The following is a 19,553-nucleotide window of genomic DNA, read 5'->3' on the forward strand; positions in this document are numbered from 1 at the left end:
GCTTGCTTTGCTGCGTCGCCAGGTCGCATCCTGCTGCGCGCGAGCCAGCACGGTGATCGCTTGGGCGAGTTCGCTGTCGGCGGGCAGTTTCCGGTAAACGTGGGCATCAACGCGCAAAATGTTGGCCAGCGTCATCGCGTCGAGGTGATCGGATTTCGCCCTGGCGAGGCTGCGTCGTTCGCGATAACGCGCGACTGCCATCGGGTTGATCGCGAACACCGGACGCCCGGTTGCGCGCAACGCGGCCACCATCAATCCGCGGGAGGTTTCGATCGCTATCGGGATCGGATCCTGCGCGGTGTCACCGGCATCGGCGAGCAGTTCGGTCAGCTGAGCGAAGCCGGTCGGGTCGTCGTCGATCCGTTTCTTCGCCACCAGTTCACCCTCTCGATCGACGATCGCGATGTCGTGATGGCCTTCGGCCCAGTCGATTCCGCAGTATCGGTTCAAATCTTCCTCCATCAACTCGTTCTGCTGGCCCGAGACCCCGAGTGAGAACGCGCAGCACCCTACTTACGAGCCTGTTGGGCTTGCCTCCGATGAGCTGTTCACGATCCCAGCGCACCCCGCGCGGCACCGGTCTGCATCAGAGCTCGAACGGCTCGAAGTTCAGCAGGGTGTCTGGTCGCGCGGGCGGGCTCGAACCACGAACAATCTCAACAGTTCACCGAGAGCGGAGCCGGAAGACACACCGTGGCAACCGGATCCGCCGTCAGTTGCAGGTCTGGCTGCGGCGCCCGCGGCCTCTATGAAGGACTCGAGGACCATGGGGAGCCAAAGGAGTCACCGCACCCAGACCGGAACGACGCCGGCCTGGCGACCGCATCGTTCCGAAATAAGTAGGGGAGCCATTACAGGGCGTTCATTTCGCAGTGATTTCTTCTCGGAGCCATAGGGCAGTCCTGCCCTAACCCGGTCTTGGACACGAACTCGCGAGCCTCTGTCAGACGCCCGATTCGAGGCACGCACCACTGATCAGCCCGCCGGTCCGAATGCAAGCAACCCAATGGGGGGCGCTGACAACGCCTCGGCTCAGCAAGACCGATCGCCGCAAGCCGTGCGCCGCCGTGGCGAGGCCGCACTCGTCGCAGGTTGCATCGGATCCTCCAGCACTCGAATACAGCTGTGTGGCAAGGTAATCAGCTCGGCGCCATCGGCCTGCCGTGCTGGGCGGTCGAAGCCTTCGAGTAGCTCGTCCGCAGGCAAAAGTCGGCGACTTCGACCAGACTGTCACCGTGGCCAGTACATCGAGCGGGTACCAGCGCGCAGCGGTTGCCATTGGGGTGGATCGGGTCGCACCTCTGCCCGGGCTGCAGGCAGCAGCGGCGGGAGCAGAAACGATGGCCGAGTGGGCAGCCCTGCAGGGCTGCGAGGTCTCACTACACACCGACGGCGGCGGGTCGGCCGTCACTCGACGCGACATCCTCGATTCCGTTCGGGCTCTTGTGGATCGACGGATCTATGACCAGTTGATCATCTACTTCGCCGGGCACGGACTGCTCATGGCCCCGGGTGCGGAAATGTGGTTGCTCACTGACGCCGCCGCAGACCATACCGAGGCGGTCAACGCACTCCTCACCGCCGAATACGCCCGCCGCGCAGGGATACCGCACGTCGTGCTCATCTCCGACGCGTGCCGCACCTATGTCAACGGCCCTCCGTTCTACGGCATGACCGGGGGCAGTATCTTCCCGCCGGGCACACCCCAGCAGCGCAGCGCAGACCTCGATATCTATTTCGGCACCGCACCCGGGGACCCCGCCTACGAGATCGCCGACGGCGCGCGGACGGGCTATGGCATCTTCACCCGATGTCTACTCGATGTGCTGGACCAACCTCCCCGCGACATCATCGAATACATTCACCCCGGTCCGAATCCGGTGTTCGGCACGGCTGTGCCTTCGGCCGTTCCCGTGGTCACCTCACGCGCGTTGAAGGATCCTCTGATCGAGGCGGTGACCGGCCAGACCGCACAGATCGACCCGCTCCTCGACCAGCGACCCGAGGTCCGGACCGAGGCGGTCCTGCCGCAGTTCTTCGCAACAGTCGACATCAACGCGCAAAGACCTGTCCCCGATTCAGGTCAGGGGCGCGTACCGGTCGCCAGCCAGATCACACCGAACAAGTCGACTGGTGATGCCCCCAGCTCGAAAGATGTTCTCATCGCCGGCGCCGAAGCAGACTCCGACAGAGTTCGAGGGCTGCGTGAGCTCTTGAGCTTCAAGGAGGTCCCTGAGGAGCGGGCAGATGGATACAGCGCGTTTATCGTGGTGCAGGGCACCGAGGTACGGGGAGTGACAGCGGTCGGATGGGAAATCGCCGAACGGACCGACCTCCGGGGCGGTTTCCATCGAGTAGAGCTGGTTCCCACCACTGCGCACAGGCCCGAACCTACCAGCGCGGTAGTCGAATTCGACAACAGCACCGGCACTGTAGTTGCTCTGGTCCCCGAAGCGATAGCGGTAGTGGCGATATCGGAGGGCCGCGTCACAGGCATGAACTATCGAACGACCCGCCGTGGCCTCGACCTCCGGCCTGCGGTGCCTGGGCGATACGGAGACCTTGCAGGACTTACTTACGCAGCGCTCCAAGGCAATATGGCCACCCCCTTCGAGTGGACCGAGCCCGATCGAGGCTTCCTCGCGAGTCCGCCGCGACGGCTGTCTGTTCCTGATCGGATGATCCCGGAGGCTCTTCGCGCATATGGAGCCGCTGAACGGGGACAGTTCCCGCGAGACGCGCTGCTCAAGGCCGCTCAGGACGACCTCATCTCGTTCGACCTCGCGATGCTGGTCGACCGGTCGCCTGACCCCGAAGCAGAGATAGACATCGACGACGTTATCAGCAGCAATGCCGCTCATCCGTTCGTACCGATGTTCACCCGAGGATGGCTGCTCATGGAGAACAGTCAGCTCGCAGTTCCCTATCACCGGACACTTTCTCGCTATCTGGTGCCTGCCCTCTATTCGACCTTCACCGTCGAGGGGGTCCGCCTCGCCCACGAGGCCTTGATCGGGAGGGATATCACGTGAAACTTGTTCTGGTACACGGACGCTCGCAACAAGCGAAGGATCCGGCCGCCCTGCAGTCGGAATGGACTGACGCGCTCCAGGTCGGATTCGATCGGGCCGGGGTGCGAGCCGCATTGCCTGACATCGTTTTCGCCTACTACGGCGACCTGCTGGCCGGTCTGGTCGAGCGTGTGGAGCAAGGGATGCCCGACGATATCGCCGCCCGCGGGCCTGGCAGCGGCCCGCCGGACTATGCGCTGACCCAGCGCGCGTTGCTGGCCGAGGTTGTGGCCGCGGCCGGCATCACCGAGGAGCAGATCGCCGCGGAACTCGGTGTAGTGCAGGCCCGTGACCCGCAGAACTGGGGCTGGGTACTGGCCGCGGCACGAGCGCTGTCTCGGATCCCGGGCCTGGACGCCAAGGTGATCGACCTCTGGCTACGAGATGTCTCGCTGTATGTGACGAACGCGGGGGTGCAACGCGCGATAGACCAGGTCGTCGCCACCGAACTCACCACGGCGCCCTTTGTTCTCGTCGCGCACTCCTTGGGGACCGTGGTGGCATACAACGTGCTTCGTTCGCCCGAGCGCCTGGGCCGCTGTCGTGGGTTCATCACTCTCGGCTCTCCGCTGGGCATTCCCTCGATCCGTCGGCGACTGCGCGCCCCGCTCACCTACCCGCATGAGCTCGCGGGCTGGTTAAACGCCTTCGATCCCGCCGACATCGTCGCGTTGCGACCGTTGGACGACAGCTACTTCCCGACCGACCCTCCCATCGAAAACCACGGAGGAGTCACTAATTTCACCAGCAACCGACACGGCATCGCCGGGTACCTGGCCGATCCCACGGTGGCTGCCCGCATCAGTGAGCTGTTGGGCTGACCGGCTACATAACCGACCAGACAACTCCGGCCTTCTCCCTGACCTCCGACGAGAGCAGACACCGAAAGACGAACGGGCATCGGTCGGTTGGGACGACACCGCGCACAAAGAAGGGCGAGTTGGCCGGCGATTTCGATGAGCGCGGTCGGTGCCCAATTTCTTCGGGCGAGTCTGCCGCCGCGGTGTGAAACCCGGGACGGCGCGCCGCACGATGCCGCGGGCAAGAACCGACCCAGCGGTATGTTGGGCCATTGTTACCCCGGCCGAAACCACCGCGCCGCCCGCGAAGGCTCGTTCGACGACCACTACTGATCACCCAGCACCACATTTGAACATCAGATAATCGGCAGTTGAGGATGTTCTCGAGATCGACTGCACGCCAGCGGCTGCGGCTCGCTGAAACGACCGCCAGGCGGCATAGAAAGACGTTCGTCACCGACACCTGAGCTGCTCTGATCTCCCTGCCTTGGCCTCATGCAAGCGCGATTATGGAGGACTGCTGGAGGTGTCGGCATAGAGCAGATCGGCCAGATCGGCGGCTACTGCCGAACTCGCTCGATGCTCGGTGTCGATGGTCCAGCGCCATCGTGGCATCGTTGCAGGACTGCCGCTTCGGTACTGGAACGTGATAGCAAACGCTGCTGTTGCTGGGCCGAGGCCGCGATCAGCGAGTCTCCTGCCAGGCGGGCTCCGTCGCCCCGACTACGCTGCGCGATTCTCTTCGCCAGCTCGCTTTGCGACGCTTGCAGACACACCGTGGTGACATGTTCACCGGCGAGGGCATGCTGATATGGGTGCGGCGTCCCTCTGGCTACGACGATCAGCGCCCGCGCGCCCGCGCGTCGATAGCCGCGCCAGATTTGAATGAGGTTGTCGGCCTTGATCTTCAGTGCCGAGTCCGCTGTGAAGAACCCGAGTTGATCGGCGTCGATATAGGCAGCGGTGAGGCCACGACCCCACAGCATCCGTAGCGCCTCCCAACCCACGGTCGACTTGCCGACGGCGGTCGGGCCAACGAGGAGTAGCACCGGACACTGCTCGGACACAGCGGATCTGGCCGACACCGAACCAGGCACCAATACTTCGGGCTCGAGCAGGCGTAATCGATCAGCCAGCATGCCGACGACCTCGCCCGGCGACAATGCCGTGGTGTCCAGTGGTGCACCAACGGCATTGCGATCCAGGGTATCCGCGACCACCATCGCCTCTTCTACCCGTTCGGCGGATGAGCCTCGCGCGAGGTAGCGACTCTGTAACTCTTCGCGGGTGCATCTCAGACGAATCAGCGTGAACTCGAAATCTGTTGTGTCCCGCAGGTAGGGAGAGATCCCGTGATGCGGATCGACCACACCGGACACGATGACCTGCTCGGCGCCGTGGCGGCGGAACGTACCGAGGACCTCGACGAGGTTGGTGGTCTCGAGTTGGTGATAATCCGGGTCACCGACCGGCGCGGGAGCGATCAGGCCCAGTTGATCGATATCGATGTAAGCCACCAGCCGATGCTGCGCCTGCGCCAGGCCATACAGCGCCCAACCGACCGTCGACTTGCCCACCCCAGGGGCACCTGTCAGCCACAACACCGATACCGGCCGCACCGAAACCCCTTCCCAACATCCACCACGATCCTCACCAATATCGTGGGCGGTTCGGCACCGCGACTCAACTGGTTTTGCGCGCACCGAATAACCTCAATTCGGCAGAGGCGGACGTTCGCGCGATCGACTGTGGGCCACAGATCTCGCCCATCGAACGCCCGGGAAGCGGCAATACAGGACGATTCTCGGAAGCCCGCGGCCAGGCCACGAATCAACTGATTCGGGTGATCCGCAGCACCGGGATCCGTCGCCGTGTCTTGGCCTCGAACTCGGCGAAACCCGGTTGGACGGTTATGGCTTTCGCGAGCAGCCGGGTACGTTCTGCCCCCTCGGTGGGCGTCGCTTCGGCTCGGTAGCTGTCGGCGCCGACCTCGACGGTGAGTTCCGGGTTGGCGACGAGGTTGTGATACCAGGCCGGATTCCGGTCGGAACCGGCGGCGGAGGCGACGACGAAAATGTCGCCACCGTCGGTGAAGTACACGACAGGGCTGATGCGCGTCAGGCCGGTCCGGGCGCCGACGGTTGTCAGCAATGCCAGATCGAACGTGGCGAATCGGCCGCCGACCCGGCCGCTGTTGGCACGGAACTCGGCGATGACTTCAGGGTTGTACTCGAACATTCCGTTCCGATCGTCGATTCAGATGTTGTTGCGGGACAACGAGGATCACATAGTCGGCAGAAGAGTGCGTCCGAGGGCCGAGATGGTCTCCGCCAGTTGATCTCTCAGTCAGCCGTGTCGGCAGCTTCGCATCGCCCGCCATGCGGCTATGTGCGCGCAGATCTGTGACAGCGGTCCGGCCCCGGAGGTTCGCACGGGCCCGGGCTAATCCGGATTGCCATCACCGGTGCGCGCTCGGGCTCCGTGACCGACAGCGTCACCTGGTGTTGGTTCGCCTATCACAGGGAATCGAGTGGGCGGTCGCCGGAGTTGCGGGCCGGGTGCACTTGCCGTCCTCCGCCACGGGGGTTGAGGGTGAGATAGTAGCCGCCTCGCTCGCGGACGCTGCGGTTGTTGTGCTCCTTCAACTGCAGCTGCGTGTCGACATATTCGGCGAACGTGGCCGCGATCTGAGTGTCCTCATCCGGTTTCCCGTCCGTCCACCGCATTACTGGGCCGTCGAACTCGCCGATCGCCCGCACATAGTCGAACGTATAGCCCTGGTGGGTGAGAACGATGGCGGCATCCGGCGGCAGCATCCACGCACCGCCAGCATCGTCGACGATCTCCCGCGCGTCGCCGCGCAGCCGGTCGAAGCTGCGGATGCCTGCGTGGTCGCTGCCGCGGAACAGGTCACCACACGCCTCACCAATCTGCAGCAGATACTGGCGAAATACCGCCGGGAACCGTCCGCAGATGCGCGCCTCGACGGCCTCGAGCTCTGCGCCGGTACAGCCTTCGAAGGTGGTGAGCCGGGCACGATGCTGATCGACCAATTCCTGTGGCGTGTCGACGAAGACTTGCTCCGGGGTGTCCGCGAGCGCGACCAGTCGCGACTTCCACCCCTCGACAATGGCTTCGGCGGTCATCTGCTGAGGCATGCACTCGATCATGGCACTACCGTTCAATTGGTGTGCGGCGTAACCGGCCGGGCGCACGGCTGCCCCGAAGCGCTCGCATCGCGGCAGAATAGTGCGTTGCTTGCATGGGACGTATTCAGTGTTGTGCTCGGGCGATCGCGAGTAGGTGCGCGCTGGTGTTGATCAGCAGTGGGTCCTGTTCCAGCAATCGTGCGCAGTGCAGGGCGGCAGTCAGCAGGGATGGCAGCGCGTGAAGTCCGGCGTAGTCGAGTGTGGGCCAGGCGGGGCCTTCGATTCCGTAGACCTCGATACCGCCAAAGCCGGCTACCTGAACCTCGGTGCGGAGTTCCTCGGCGGTGTGCCAGTGCGTGTGTACGAAGCCGACGTGGCCGTCGTAGTCGCCGGTGGCGATCACCGCGCGCACCGCCGGGGCGAGTTCGTCGTTGAGGCGGCCGTCCGCACCTGTCTCGAGAACTGACAGGTAGCGGCTGACGGCCGCCGCGATCAGCATGCCTCCGGGCCGAAGCACCCGCATCGCCTCATCCAATGCTGTTGCCCGGTCGGAGGATTCGGTGAGGTGGTAGAGGGGGCCGAGCATAAGAACGGCGTCGACGCTGTTGTCGGTGACGGGCAGTCGGCGTGCGTCGCCGACCTGTGCGGTCACTCCTGGCAGAGCTGCGGCTGTCTCGACGTGGTCGGGCACGGGGTCAATGAGGTGCACGGTGTGGCCGTCGCCCACGAGCCATCGAGCGTGTACGCCGGTCCCGCCGCCGACGTCGAGGATCGTCTGCGGTCGTCGTAGGACGCGGCGGACCAGCTCTTGGGTGCGCAGGAACTCCAGCCGGCCGTGTGGAGTCCTCGTCAGACGGTCGTCTTCCGCAGAGCCGGAATAGTGCTGTGTGAGATCAGAAACCATACCGAAGGCTGACCGAGGGCTTAGGCGGGCGCAACCGATTTCTTCGTCAGCAGGACCTGCTCGTTCATCCTCAACTCGACATTATGGTGCGTCCGACGGGCCGAGAGGATCTCGGCCCGTTGATCTTCCGGAAGTGTCGCATAACCGCGTCGAACCGCGCGCCATGCGGCAGAAGAGCGCCTTCGCACGGTCGGGGCAGGTCGGTCGCGCACCAGCGCGGCCATCAGTAGAGGATGGGCGAATGGCTTTCACTGTGAACCGATTCGACCACGTGGTCATCAACTGCCATGACATCCAAGCGACTGCGGATTGGTACGCCAAGGTCTTGGGAATGACGATCGAGAAATTCGGACCAGCGGGGCGCACTGCCCTCAAATTTGGTGATCAGAAGATCAATCTGCGGCCGGTAGGGGCGCTTGACCTCGACGCGGATTGGACCACGGCCGCCACCGAGGCAGCCGGATCGGAAGACCTTTGCTTCATCACCGACGCGACCGCGACGGAGGTCGCCGATCACCTGACGGCATGCGGCGTGGAGATCGTCAATGGGCCCGTGACCAAGATGGGAGCACTTGGCGATATGGTCTCACATTACTGTCGTGACCTCGACGGCAACCTTATCGAGATCGCCGTGTACCCGCAGCGGTAAGGAGCGGATTCGACTTCGGCTGAGGTACGGGTCAAGCGCATCTGCGCTTTCGAAATCTGAGAGATTGTCCTTGGTGCCCAGCGTGATCCGCAGCTCGATCACTACACCCCGACGGCGACGCCTCCGCCCACATCGTGCACATCCCCGGAATAGAAACACCCGTCGAACTGCGGTCGAAGCCTGACGCCGCCGGGCGGCGGCCGCGCTCGACCCCGTGACCTTCGCAGTGCACACCCGCGCCGATCTCGACAACCTCGGTGACCGATTGAACACGCTCGGGGCCGAGCACTCTCCGGTGCTGCGCGGGATCATCGGCTGGTTGCTCGTGGTCCGCAGCCCGAGTGGACTTTCGGTCCGGTTCTACACACGCCAGTCACACGACGGGATCCCGCCATGGCTGATCTCGATTCCCCTTGGCTCACCACGTAATTCGGCAACGAGGTCCTACGACAGACTCAATGCGGCAATAGCGGATACAGCTCCTCACGGCTGATCCCGCCTCGCCTGGGCTTTGAGGACGTCGACTTCGCATCCTGGTGAGGTGGGATCGAAGCCGTGATCGATCAGCCAGCGCACGCCGCGCAGACTTCGTAGCGACCACCAAGCCCGAATCACTTCGAGGTCCACGCAAGTGCCATAGCCCGATACCACATCTCTCAGGTGCTCCGGGTGTCCAAGTGTCAGGGTGGCCAGGTCGTACATGGCGTCCCCTCGAGCCGCCTCGGACCAATCGATCACGCCGGTGATCGCGTCTCCGGCCACGAATACGTGAGCGAGTTGTAGGTCGCCGTGGGTGAACACCGGTGTCCACGGCCGGAGCGCTACTTCGGCGATCTGGCGGTTGCGCGCGACGATGTCAGCAGGGAGAACGTCGTTCATGACCAGCCATTCGCATTCGGCATCGAGTTCTGCGGCGAGCTGATCTCGCGTGCGACCGGGCCGCGATGGCAACGGTGCGTCGTGCAGCATTCGGAGGGCTGCCCCGGCCGCGGCCCATGCCGCCGGGGATGCGCTCGACGGCTCGCCGAGGCGGCCGAGCGCGGTTCCGGGTAGAGCGGCGAGGGCAAGCACGGATGGCTTGCGCCACAGGATCTTTGGTGTCGGGATCGGTGCCGACACCATCGCCTCGACCTCGGCATCGATGCGCGCCTGATCACCGTCGATCTTCAGGAACATCTCACCGACCCGCACAGTCACGCGCTCGTGATGGGTGACGACGATCTCGACATCTTCCACGCCGGTCATTATCTAGCGCAGGTCTTACCGACCTGGGATCGGCACGGCCCGTTGATCTTCCGCTGCACAGCACTGGCCGACTTGGTCAGCGCGCCATAAGCGGCATGTGCGGACATTGTCGGCTAGAGGAGTATCGCCGTACGGACAAGGTCGGCGACGGCTTTGGATCTGCTGTGTGGTGGCCAGGCGATGACGGTCGTGACGGCCGGTGCGTCCGGCACGGGCACGATGGCGTGATCGTCGCGTAGCTGGGCTCGGAGCGACTCGGGCATGAGCGCGCAGGCCCGTCCGAGCGCGATCAGCTGGGTCAACTGGGTGTGGTCGCGAACCTGCGGGCCGGGGCCGTCGGGATAACTCCCATCCCGTCGAGGCCAGCGCGGCAGGGGCAGGTCGGTCAGGGCGTTGACCTCGGCCATCGACATGTGGGGTCGGTTGGCGAGGGGATGACCCGCGGGCAGGACCACAACCTGCTGTTCGGTGTGCAGGTCCTCGGTGTCGAATCCGGCGGTCATGTCGTAGGGCCGGTGCAGCAGAGCAACATCGGCACACCCGTTGCGTAACAAGCCTTCTGGTTCGCCGGGCCCGCAGAGCATCACCTCGACTGCGACGGCGGAGGGCTCGGCGGCGTAGGCGTCCAGCAGCTTCGACAACAGTTCTCTGGACGCTCCTGCCTTGATGGCCAGCACCACACCGGGCCGGTCGGCGGCGGCGCGGCGGGTGCGGCGCTCGGCGGCGTCGACCGCTTCGAGGGCGAGCCGGGCCTCCTGTAGAAGCACCGACCCTGCTTCGGTCAAAGTGATTGCGCGAGCAGCCCGGTGCAGCAGGACGACTCCGAGCCGCCGTTCGAGCTGCTGGATGGCTCGCGACAGTGGTGGTTGCGCGATCGTGAGCCGTTGTGCCGCCCGTCCGAAGTGCAACTCCTCGGCGACGGCGACGAAATATCGCAACTCCCGCGTCTCCACCAGGTCATGGTATCCGGCGATGACCACGACCAATACCCGTGCGGTATCGCCGTCCACCCGATCGGTCTTGGACGCTATACCCGGAAGCGCAGCAGGATCGGCGGTGTGAGTGAACAGACGATCGCGCTGGTGACCGGCGCGAACAAAGGAATCGGATACGAGATCGCCGCTGGCCTGGGCGCGCTCGGCTGGCGAATCGGTGTGGGCGCGCGTGATCGGCAACGCCGCGACACCGCGGTGGCGAAGCTGCGCGCGGCGGGGGTCGAGGCGTTCGGTGTGCCGCTCGACGTGACCGACGACGCAAGCGTGGCCGCGGCGGCAGCATTGATCGCCGAGCAGGCCGGGGGGCTCGATGTTCTGGTCAACAACGCCGCGATCACCGGCGCTGTGCCGCAGACACCGACCACGGTCGATCCCGCGACCGTGCGAATCGTGGTGGAAACCAACGTGATCGGGGTCATCCGGGTCACCAACGCGATGCTGCCGATGCTGCGCGCCTCGGCCGCACCGCGAATTGTCAACATGTCCAGCAGCGTTGGCTCGCTCGCCCTGCACACCACACCCGGCGTCGACATGGGCCTGCTTCCCACCGCCTATTTGGCCTCGAAGACCTTCCTCAACGCCCTCACTATCCAATACGTCAAGGAACTGGGTGATTCCAACATTTTGATCAACTCCGGCTGTCCCGGTTTCACCGCCACCGACCTCAACGGTTTTCGCGGCGTCCGTACACCGCAACAGGGCGCGGCCATCGCGATTCACCTCGCGACCCTGCCCGACGACGGCCCGACCGGCGGATTCTTCGACGACGCCGGAACGGTGCCATGGTGACGGGCACCCCGGCGGCCACCTCCGTCCGCACTACCCGAAGACAACCACGGCAGTGGTCACCTCGTCACTGTCGTCTCGACCTCCGGCCTGAGAATCGACGCGCCAAGGCCGAGTTGCGCTCATCGGCATGAGCCTGCGCTGGAAAGCCTTGTCGGCCAACCGCTTCGGATGGCACGCGAGTCCACCCAGCCGCTGATGAACTTCGATGGTTTCAGTTGTCCGTCATGTGTGTGGTCAGTCGAGTCAGTAGGGAAACGCAGTCGCGGAGTTGGTGCTGTTCGCGGCTGTCGAGGGTGTCGTGGATGGCGGCGGCGAGGGAGTTGGCGCGCTGTGCGCGCAGCTGCCGGAGGTGAGCGCGGCCGGTACCGGTGAGGTGCAGCAGGACCTTGCGGCCGTCGTCGGGATGGGGCTCGGCGCGGATCAGGCCGGCGCTGAGGAGTTCCTTGACCGACTTGGCCGCCGACTGGTGGGTCACCTTGCGCCGGTGCGCGAGATCGGCGGTGGTTTGCGGGCCGCCGCGGTCGAGGTGACCGAGAATGGCCGCTTCGCCGGGCGGCATGGTGTCGGCGATTCGAACGGTACGAACCAGTTCCCCGATCGCTTGGCGCAGGTCCTCGGCGAGGGTGTCGTCTGCCATGGCATCCACCCTACTCGAATCACACACCTAAGTTGTACAATCTAGTTGTACAACTTAGATGTATAGATTGACTGCTCGAGGAGAGCCCCATGCAACTCACCAAATTCGGCCACGCCTGCGTACGCCTCGACAAACCCGATTGCCGCCTGGTCATCGATCCCGGCGGGCTCACCGAGCCGCACGCGCTGGACGATGTCGACGCGGTACTGGTTACCCACGAACACTTCGACCATTTCTCCGAAGAGACACTGCGCCGAGCCGCCGAACGCAATCGCGCCCTGCGGATCTGGACCAACACCGCTGTCGCCGCACGGTTGACCGGTCTGGGTGACCGGGTGACCGCCGTCGGTGCGGGCGAGGCATTCACCGCGGCCGGCTTCGAGGTGCAGGTCTACGGCGCCTGGCATGCCGTCATCCACCCCGACATCCCGCGGGTAGGCAATATCGGCTTTCTCGTCGACGACACCGTGTTCCATCCCGGGGACGCGTTCACCGTCCCGGATACTTCGGTCGACACCCTGCTCCTGCCCGTACACGGTCCCTGGTCCACCACCGGACAACTGATCGACTACGTCCGCGAAGTGGCCGCCACGCAGGCATACGCCATCCACGACGGGGCCCTCAACGACATCGGCACCGCAATGGTCGGCGGCCTGCTAGGCGACAACGGCCCCGGCACCGGAGCCCCGTACCGACGCTTGCCCACGGGCACTTCGATCGACCTCGACGCCGAAGAGCAGTAACAACCGAACCAACTGCACCCAACTGCGGGTTTCAGCCCCGCAGGGTGGCGATGGCCTTCTCGATGCGCCGTTGGCGCGTGTCGGGTTTCTTGGCGCTCTCGATGGCGTGCACGTGCTCGCGCTTGCGGTCGCCGAGCGCGACACCCGCGGCCTGCCGGTTGGCGTTGCTGAGGCCGAGCAGGTAGCGGCCGCGCATGAGCGCGACCCGGCTCTGCCAGGAATGCCCGTTGACCGTGATCGTCACCGGCGGCCGCGCGCCCTCGCCGAGCGCCGCCACCACCTCGGGCGGAACCTCCAGGCCGCGCATAGGCTCGGGTGGTTCGACGTGGGTCCAAAACTTCATGATCTTTCTCCTGTTGTGCTGCCGGCTCACCGCGAATCCGGGTGGTGGACGAAGAGTTTCAGCGATCTTGGAGCAGGCCGACGATGTTGCCATCGGGGTCGAGGACCTCGGCGACCCGGCGACCCTGGCCGACATCGCGCAGGGCCTGCTTCACCGTGGCGCCCGCGGCGGTCAGTTCGGCCAGCTTGGCCTCGATGTCGGGCACCTCCCAATAGATGACCGGGGTGGTGATGGCCTGTGGGCCACCGTCCGGGACGAGGCCGACGTGGTGGCCGTCTACTTCGAAGCCGACGTAATAGGTGCCCTCGATCTGCGGCGGCACGCCGAGCAGGGCGGTGTACACGGCCGTGGCCGTGGCCAGGTCGGAGACGGGGTGCAGCACGGTCTTGATGCCCTTGGCTGCGGTGGCGGTCATGCGCGCTCCTTGTATGTCCTGTGTTTCTGCTGGTCGGTATGGGAAATACGCTATGTCCGGCGAGGCGGCGCGACATCCGTGGTGACCACGGAGCGCACCACTGAGACGCCCCCAACCGAGGCGCTCTCGCGCGTGTGAAATGGCCGTACGTGAGAATGTCTGCGTGTCGAAGTCGAAGCTTGCCGCCGGGATCTCGGATCGTGAGGCCGAGGTGCTCGCCCTGGTGGGGCAACATCGCAGCAATGCCGAAATCGCTGCGCAGCTGTTCATTTCCGTGCGCACCGTGGAGACCCATGTGTCCGCACTGCTGCGCAAGGTCGGGGTTGCCGACCGGCGGGCGCTGGCCGGACGGGCGAGCGAATTCGAACAGACAGCGGACAGCGGCGCGGCGTCCGCCGCGCTGCCCTCGCCGCTGACCTCGTTCGTCGGCCGTGAGCGGGAACGCTCCGCGTTGCGCGAGGCGGTGCGGGCGCATCGGCATGTGACCGCGCTGGGGCCAGGCGGAGTCGGCAAGACACGGCTGGCCTTGGCTGTCGCCGCTGACCTTTCCGGTGAATTCACCGGCGGCGCATGGTTCGTGGACTTGGTGCCGGTCACCGACCCGGCGATGGCCGGGGCCGCGGTGGCGCGGGCGCTGCGGCTCGGTGAGCAGCAGGGGCGCAGTCTCGACGAGTCGGTGTCGGCCGCGCTGGGCGAGCGCCGGGCGCTGCTGGTGCTCGACAACTGCGAGCATCTGCGCGACGGGGTGGCGCCCTTCATCGAACACCTGCTCGCGAACTGTCCGAACGTGACGGTACTGGCCACCAGCCGCGCGCGGCTCATGGTGCCGTTCGAGCAGGTCTTCACGGTGCCGCCGCTGTCGCTCGACGATGACGCCGTGGCATTGTTTCTGGATCGGGCCGCGGCGCTGGGCTGGCCCGTGGACACCGAGCAGTCGGCTCGGGTGCATGAGATCTGCGGTCGGCTCGACGGGCTGGCGCTGGCCATCGAACTCGCGGCCGCCCGGCTGCCCACCCTCGGACTCGACGGCCTCAGCGCGAGCCTCGCGGATCCGTTGCGACTCCTCGTCGGTGGCCGCCGCGCCGACGAACGGCATCAGTCCGTGCGGGCCATGCTGGATTGGAGCCAGGCTCTGCTGACCGCCGAGGACCGGTGTGTGCTGCGGCGGGTCTCGGTGTTCGTCGCGCCGTTCACCGCCGCCGACGCCATGGCGGTGGCGGGATCGCCGGAACGGGATCCGATCGCGGTCGCCGATGGGCTGGCTCGGCTCACCGAACAAAGCCTGCTCGCCGTGGTGCGCTCCGCGCGCGGCACCCGATACCGGGCATTGGAGACCATCCGCCAATACGAACGCGAAGAGCTGGCCACCGTCGGCGAACTCGACGAAGTACTTGCGCGCCACCTGAATTGGAGCACAGCGACCGCCGACCAGCTGATCGCCGATCCCGTGCCGACTACCCGCGAATGGCGCTCCGCGTTCGATGCCGCCGCCGACGATATGCGCGCGGCACTGACCTGGGTGGCGGTGCTGCCCGATCGTCGCGCCGACGCGCACGCTCTGGCAATTTCCTTGGCGCAGTTGGCTTTTACCCGAAATCTGATCAGTGAATCCCAGCGACGCTACGAACAAGCGGCGGCGCTGACCGATGACTCGGTCACCTCCGCCGCGGCGTTGCGGCGTGCCGCCGAGGTGGCCGGTTGCCGGATGCGCGGCGAGGACATGTACCGCCTCTACCGCGCCGCCGCCGAAACCGTCGGCGGTGCAGGCGATTCCGCGGCGTCGGCCCGGGATCTGGCCACCGCCGCGATCACCGTCTACCGCATGTCCGACACCTTCGCGCAGCCGGTCGCGGCGGGCGAGGCCACGGCGCTGCTGGCCGAGGCGCGCGAACTCGCCGGTGTGGACCCGGCCGCACTTGCCGCCGTTGCCCTCGCCGAATGCGGTGTACTCGCCGGTCTCACCGGCGTCGAGGGCGAGTCGAAAACCGCCGCCTCCGCGGCCATCACATCCACTGATCCGGCCCGCACCGACCTGCCGGAATCGGAAACGCCCGGCACTGTGGCGATCTCGCTCGCGCAACGGGCGGTAGAACTGGCCGATCGCACCGGCGACCCGCTCACCCGTAGCGCGGCGCTCGACGCCCTCGCCGCTGCCCAGTGCTGGGCCGGGGATGTCTTCGCCGCCGCCGAGACCACCCGTCGGCGAATCGCCTTGCTGACCGTCATGCCGCTGACGCCCGCCAGCGCCCTCGAGCGCGTCACCGCGTTGTCCGAGGCGGCCGAAATCGGTATCGGAGTCGGCGACCTGCTGGATTCCCGCCGCTGGGCCGAACAGCTCGGTGACCTGCCGTTGCTGGCCGAGCGTGGCGATTTCGCCACCTCCGCGCTCCTGGTGGTAGACGCCCTGCTCGGCAATCTCGATGAAGTACTCACCGGCAGTGGACGATTCGTCGATTCCTGGGAGCTTTCCGGTCGCCCTTGTGTGCCCAGTCTCGCCCCGGCAGCCGCGGCCGTCGCGATGGCCCATGGTCTGCGCGGTGACGACGCCGCACGCGCCGGGTGGCTGGCCATCGCGGACGCCCTCGGCGGTACGTCCGATTATCAGGTCGTCTACCGCGCCGTCTTCGACGCCATCGTGCTGCTCGACCGCGCGCAACCCGAACAGGCACTGGCCGAACTGGCCACCGAGCTGGACGCATTGGACGAGCGCACCGTCTGGATTTGGCGACACTGGTATGTCTCCCTGCGCGCCGAAGCCGCGGTCCTGGCCGGCCATCCGGATGCTCGCGGTTTCGTCGCCGCGGCCCGGATCACGGTGTCCGGCAACCCGATAGCCGGTCCGATCGTCGAGCGGGCCGCCGCCCTGCTCGATGATGACCGCGGCCGACTGCACGCCCTCGCGGCGGAATTCGAGCGCGCCCACTGCCCCTACCAGTACACCCGGAGTCTGACCCTCGCCGCCGCTGACGAGGTCTGATCCCCCAGCTCAGGCCGTTGCCTCCCACACGAACCCGTCCGAGTCGGTGAACGAACCGATGCCGCCGGCCATGACGAGGCGGTGCGATCCGCCGCCATCCAGGGCGACCCCCGCCTCCTTCGCGGCAGCCTTGCGGGGGTACAACGCCAGGGTGACCGGCGAGCCCGAGCTCGCGAACTCGGCGTACTTGCCGCCGAAGCTCTTCGACGCCGTCAAGCCGCGATCGACATAGAACTGCTTGCTGGCCTTCACATCCGTCACGCCCATCAGCAACACCAGGTCGTCGATCTCGCGGGTGAACGGGCCCACATCCTTCTTCTTCGAGGTGGCGACCTTCCAGATCGTCCCCTCCGGCGCCTGCACCACCGCGCTGTAACCCCACAGGCTCTTCTTCGCGGGTTTGAGGACGGTGAACCCGGCGTCGACCGCGGTGCCGACGAGACTGTCGACGGTGGAGGGCTGCGACACCACCAGCGACAAGATGAATCCGCGGAAACCGGTCGTCGGCGCCTGCGAGGCCCGGAACCCGAGCCGGTCACCCAGTCCGAACGCGGCGTCGTAGATCGCGGCAGCGGCCTGGGGATCGGCCACCTCGAGGTGAATGTTGATGTCGGTGCTGATGTTCGTGTTGATTTCCATGCTCATAACGCTAGGCACGGGCCGCCTCGGTCACATCCGTGCCGACCACGGAACACACCACTGAGACTCGGTCGGTGGATCGCGGTTGGACCACGGAGGCGTAGTTGGCCCAGGAAGCGCCTGAATGAGCGCCCCGATGTTGGGCCTGGTCGGCGTGGCTCTGCGCCGTCCGGTCGATCCGAACTGCCCGGGTCTGCGTCGACGGCGGCCACCGCTATCGAGGACGCCAGGATCTGTCCTCGATAGCGGCTGCTAACTGACGGCTCTAATGTCGGCAGCTGACCTGACGGTCCGGCCTCACTTCAGGTGCCGGGTGAAGAACCGGTCCGCCTCCTCCCCCGCGTATTGCGGGACGCCGGTGTGCCCACCCATATTGGCGTGCAACGTCTTTACCTTGGAGCCGAAGGCATCGAACAGGTCCAGGGCCATCTGCCGGTCGTTTCCTTCGTCGTCCCACTGCAGCAGCACATGCAGCGGAATGGTGACCTGCCTGGCCTCCTCGAAGATGGCGCGGGGCACGTAACTCCCGGCGAACAGAACGGCGGCCTCGATACGAGGTTCGACCACCGCCAGCCGGGTGCCGATGGAGATCACCCCGCCCGAATACCCGACCGGACCGCCGATTTCGGGCAGCGCGAGGACGGCATCGAGGGTGGCCCGCCATTCCGACACCGCCGGGTCGAGCAGCGGGAGGATGAGCCGGTCGATGATGTCGTCGGTGACCGGCTCACCGGCCGCCAGTGCCCGATGCAGGTCGGCGATGGCCTGGTCGACCACGACGTTGCGGGGTCGATCACCGCTGCCGGGGAGCTCGATAGTGACCGCGGCGTAGCCCCCCGCCACGGCGTGCCGGGCCCTGGCCAGCAGCCGCGGGTACACCTTCCGCAGCCCGAGCGGAGGAGGGCCGAGCAGGATCAGCGGGGTCGGCGCGGAGGCGGATGCGGGCGTCCATAGGATGCCGGGGATCTCGCCGAGGGTGAATTCGCGTTCGAGGACGCCATCATCGAAGCGCTGTTCAGAAGTGAATTGCACGGTCGTGCCTTTCGGGAGTGCTCATGAACGGCGCTCCCGGACGACCCCTATCGCCCGACCGTGACCCCGGAGGGGAGCACCCATGTCGATACTGCGTTCACGGATACCACCTCCTCGTTCTCTCGCACGGCTTCCGACAAAGTAGCAGCGGCCGCCGCACCTCGCCAACAGGTTTTGCGGTGGCTTCGTGGCTGAACGCACGCAACTCGGCATACCGCGTATCGCCGAGACACAGGAGGCATCGCCCGGCAAGAAATCAGGGCCGCAGCCGTTGTGATGATCGTCCGGGCTGTCACGCTGTGTGTTTCGATCGCTCAGCGGCGGAACAGCGCGTTCGAACCTGACGCCTATCCAGGTTGAAAGGCGCGCATAACCTGCTGGCGGACCAACCTACGAAGATGCTTGTCCCCGTACGGGTCCATGCCCTCAGCGTCGAAAACCGCGTCAGTAAACGAATCGATGTCCATAGGAGGCGATTCGCACAAGCTTCGTCTCTCCGCCGATGGCAGACAGAATCCCAGTTCGACGCACAGGCTGTCGAGTAGATGCCGCACGTCTACGTCATTGCCGCTCATAGGCAGAAGTCTGCCCGAGATAACCTCTGCCCGTTTACCTTGCCACGGAGCCATGTGATCGGCGGCAAACAGCAGATGTTCTCGGCGCGCGTGGTCGTGGAAGTGTCGGCGCAGGGTTGGGGGGAGCAAGTATGCCCAAAAACAGTTGCCCCGGTTGCTCGTGTCCGATGTACTTTGGTGGTGCTGAAGTCGCAGGTGGGGATCGTCGGTGCCGGCATCGGCGGGCTGTGCCTGGCCCAGCATCTGCGGCGCCGTGGTGTCGAAGTTATTGTTTTCGAACAGGATTCGAGCCCGATGGGTCGGACGCAGGGTTATCGGTTGACGCTTCGCGACACCGAGACGGTATTGCGTGGGTGCCTGCCCGGCGACGTTTACGAGCTGTTCGACCGCAGTAGCGGGAGCGTCGACGGGCTCGACTTCATGGATCACCAACTCGACGTGCGGAAGTCGTTGGCAATCACCGCGCGCAGCGTCGACCGTTCGACGTTCAAGAAGGTGCTCCTTAAGTTCGTTGGGGTTCAGTACGTTGTGCTGGACACCCAGGCGGGTCGGGTGAGGCTTGAGAAAGGTGCTTGTCGGCCTTGTTGGTG

19 protein-coding genes are annotated in these 19,553 nt (G+C 65.6%); 7 read left to right on the forward strand and 12 right to left on the reverse strand.

What is annotated here, in order from left to right; translation table 11 throughout:
* On the reverse strand, positions 1–465 hold a 465-nt coding region (locus ACIBCN_RS43920; protein ID WP_396998738.1), incomplete at its 3' end, for an IS110 family transposase.
* 770 nt (positions 466–1,235) lie between these two features.
* Between ACIBCN_RS43920 and ACIBCN_RS43925 the strand changes: the two genes are divergently transcribed.
* Together ACIBCN_RS43925 and ACIBCN_RS43930 are read left to right on the forward strand one after the other, a co-directional pair.
* Positions 1,236–3,032, forward strand: a complete 1,797-nt coding sequence (locus ACIBCN_RS43925; RefSeq protein ID WP_396998739.1) for a caspase family protein — start codon at positions 1,236–1,238, stop codon at positions 3,030–3,032.
* Positions 3,029–3,892 (forward strand): hypothetical protein, encoded by an 864-nt coding sequence (locus ACIBCN_RS43930; RefSeq protein WP_396998741.1) that lies wholly within the window; start codon positions 3,029–3,031, stop codon positions 3,890–3,892. The genes ACIBCN_RS43925 and ACIBCN_RS43930 overlap by 4 nt, the downstream gene beginning before the upstream one ends.
* 539 nt (positions 3,893–4,431) lie before the next feature.
* Here ACIBCN_RS43930 and ACIBCN_RS43935 read toward each other — a convergent pair.
* The 4 genes from ACIBCN_RS43935 to ACIBCN_RS43950 form a co-directional block, all read right to left on the reverse strand.
* Positions 4,432–5,574, reverse strand: a complete 1,143-nt coding sequence (locus tag ACIBCN_RS43935; protein WP_396998742.1) for an AAA family ATPase — start codon at positions 5,572–5,574, stop codon at positions 4,432–4,434.
* Positions 5,575–5,701: 127 nt separating this feature from the next.
* Positions 5,702–6,109: a nitroreductase/quinone reductase family protein gene (locus tag ACIBCN_RS43940; protein ID WP_396998743.1), complete on the reverse strand. Its 408-nt coding sequence runs from the start codon at positions 6,107–6,109 to the stop codon at positions 5,702–5,704.
* Positions 6,110–6,387: 278 nt separating this feature from the next.
* The gene (locus ACIBCN_RS43945; protein ID WP_396998744.1) at positions 6,388–7,029 is read right to left on the reverse strand and encodes an SMI1/KNR4 family protein; all 642 of its coding nucleotides are present in this window, start codon (positions 7,027–7,029) and stop codon (positions 6,388–6,390) included.
* 115 nt (positions 7,030–7,144) lie between these two features.
* Positions 7,145–7,924 (reverse strand): class I SAM-dependent methyltransferase, encoded by a 780-nt coding sequence (locus ACIBCN_RS43950; RefSeq protein ID WP_396998746.1) that lies wholly within the window; start codon positions 7,922–7,924, stop codon positions 7,145–7,147.
* Between the two features lie 241 nt (positions 7,925–8,165).
* Between ACIBCN_RS43950 and ACIBCN_RS43955 the strand changes: the two genes are divergently transcribed.
* Positions 8,166–8,573, forward strand: coding sequence for a VOC family protein (locus ACIBCN_RS43955; RefSeq protein ID WP_396998747.1), 408 nt, complete (start codon positions 8,166–8,168; stop codon positions 8,571–8,573).
* 483 nt (positions 8,574–9,056) lie between these two features.
* Here ACIBCN_RS43955 and ACIBCN_RS43960 read toward each other — a convergent pair whose 3' ends face one another.
* Positions 9,057–9,818, reverse strand: coding sequence for a phosphotransferase family protein (locus tag ACIBCN_RS43960; RefSeq protein WP_396998749.1), 762 nt, complete (start codon positions 9,816–9,818; stop codon positions 9,057–9,059).
* A 113-nt stretch (positions 9,819–9,931) separates the two neighbouring features.
* The gene (locus tag ACIBCN_RS43965; RefSeq protein WP_396998750.1) at positions 9,932–10,828 is read right to left on the reverse strand and encodes a LysR family transcriptional regulator; all 897 of its coding nucleotides are present in this window, start codon (positions 10,826–10,828) and stop codon (positions 9,932–9,934) included.
* Positions 10,829–10,876: 48 nt separating this feature from the next.
* Here ACIBCN_RS43965 and ACIBCN_RS43970 point away from each other — a divergent pair, with 48 nt between their 5' ends.
* Positions 10,877–11,602 (forward strand): SDR family NAD(P)-dependent oxidoreductase, encoded by a 726-nt coding sequence (locus ACIBCN_RS43970; RefSeq protein WP_396998752.1) that lies wholly within the window; start codon positions 10,877–10,879, stop codon positions 11,600–11,602.
* A 211-nt stretch (positions 11,603–11,813) separates the two neighbouring features.
* On the opposite strand, the gene ACIBCN_RS43975 is transcribed toward ACIBCN_RS43970, so the two are convergent.
* Positions 11,814–12,239, reverse strand: a complete 426-nt coding sequence (locus ACIBCN_RS43975; protein ID WP_396998753.1) for a MarR family winged helix-turn-helix transcriptional regulator — start codon at positions 12,237–12,239, stop codon at positions 11,814–11,816.
* An 89-nt stretch (positions 12,240–12,328) separates the two neighbouring features.
* Between ACIBCN_RS43975 and ACIBCN_RS43980 the strand changes: the two genes are divergently transcribed.
* Positions 12,329–12,982 carry an MBL fold metallo-hydrolase gene (locus tag ACIBCN_RS43980; protein WP_396998755.1) on the forward strand — a complete coding sequence of 218 codons (654 nt, stop codon included), beginning with the start codon at positions 12,329–12,331 and terminating at the stop codon, positions 12,980–12,982.
* A gap of 31 nt (positions 12,983–13,013) precedes the next feature.
* Here the strand turns inward: ACIBCN_RS43980 and ACIBCN_RS43985 are convergent, their stop codons facing one another.
* Both ACIBCN_RS43985 and ACIBCN_RS43990 read right to left on the reverse strand, forming a co-directional pair.
* Entirely contained in the window at positions 13,014–13,325 is a 312-nt protein-coding gene (locus ACIBCN_RS43985) for a YdeI/OmpD-associated family protein (RefSeq protein ID WP_396998756.1), read from the reverse strand.
* A gap of 58 nt (positions 13,326–13,383) precedes the next feature.
* A complete protein-coding gene (locus tag ACIBCN_RS43990; RefSeq protein WP_396998757.1) occupies positions 13,384–13,740 on the reverse strand; it encodes a VOC family protein in 357 nt (118 codons plus the stop codon).
* A gap of 163 nt (positions 13,741–13,903) precedes the next feature.
* Here ACIBCN_RS43990 and ACIBCN_RS43995 point away from each other — a divergent pair, with 163 nt between their 5' ends.
* A complete protein-coding gene (locus tag ACIBCN_RS43995; RefSeq protein WP_396998758.1) occupies positions 13,904–16,717 on the forward strand; it encodes an ATP-binding protein in 2,814 nt (937 codons plus the stop codon).
* Positions 16,718–16,726: 9 nt separating this feature from the next.
* Here ACIBCN_RS43995 and ACIBCN_RS44000 read toward each other — a convergent pair whose 3' ends face one another.
* Both ACIBCN_RS44000 and ACIBCN_RS44005 read right to left on the reverse strand, forming a co-directional pair.
* Positions 16,727–17,356, reverse strand: a complete 630-nt coding sequence (locus tag ACIBCN_RS44000) for a glyoxalase (RefSeq protein WP_396998759.1) — start codon at positions 17,354–17,356, stop codon at positions 16,727–16,729.
* 297 nt (positions 17,357–17,653) lie between these two features.
* On the reverse strand, positions 17,654–18,388 hold the full coding sequence (locus ACIBCN_RS44005) for an alpha/beta hydrolase (RefSeq protein ID WP_396998760.1): 735 nt from the start codon (positions 18,386–18,388) through the stop codon (positions 17,654–17,656).
* A 629-nt stretch (positions 18,389–19,017) separates the two neighbouring features.
* Between ACIBCN_RS44005 and ACIBCN_RS44010 the strand changes: the two genes are divergently transcribed.
* On the forward strand, positions 19,018–19,553 hold a 536-nt coding region (locus tag ACIBCN_RS44010; protein WP_396998761.1), incomplete at its 3' end, for an NAD(P)-binding protein.

The organism is Nocardia sp. NPDC051052 (genome assembly GCF_044456045.1).
In the GTDB taxonomy this organism is placed as follows: domain Bacteria; phylum Actinomycetota; class Actinomycetes; order Mycobacteriales; family Mycobacteriaceae; genus Nocardia.

Coding starts and splice junctions, on each gene's coding strand:
- ACIBCN_RS43940 (WP_396998743.1), bottom strand. CDS start 6,109: ATGTTCGAGTACAACCCTGAAGTCATCGCCGAGTTCCGTGCCAACAGC.
- ACIBCN_RS43945 (WP_396998744.1), bottom strand. CDS start 7,029: ATGCCTCAGCAGATGACCGCCGAAGCCATTGTCGAGGGGTGGAAGTCG.
- ACIBCN_RS43950 (WP_396998746.1), bottom strand. CDS start 7,924: ATGGTTTCTGATCTCACACAGCACTATTCCGGCTCTGCGGAAGACGAC.
- ACIBCN_RS43955 (WP_396998747.1), top strand. CDS start 8,166: ATGGCTTTCACTGTGAACCGATTCGACCACGTGGTCATCAACTGCCAT.
- ACIBCN_RS43960 (WP_396998749.1), bottom strand. CDS start 9,818: ATGACCGGCGTGGAAGATGTCGAGATCGTCGTCACCCATCACGAGCGC.
- ACIBCN_RS43975 (WP_396998753.1), bottom strand. CDS start 12,239: ATGGCAGACGACACCCTCGCCGAGGACCTGCGCCAAGCGATCGGGGAA.
- ACIBCN_RS43980 (WP_396998755.1), top strand. CDS start 12,329: ATGCAACTCACCAAATTCGGCCACGCCTGCGTACGCCTCGACAAACCC.
- ACIBCN_RS43985 (WP_396998756.1), bottom strand. CDS start 13,325: ATGAAGTTTTGGACCCACGTCGAACCACCCGAGCCTATGCGCGGCCTG.
- ACIBCN_RS43990 (WP_396998757.1), bottom strand. CDS start 13,740: ATGACCGCCACCGCAGCCAAGGGCATCAAGACCGTGCTGCACCCCGTC.
- ACIBCN_RS44000 (WP_396998759.1), bottom strand. CDS start 17,356: ATGGAAATCAACACGAACATCAGCACCGACATCAACATTCACCTCGAG.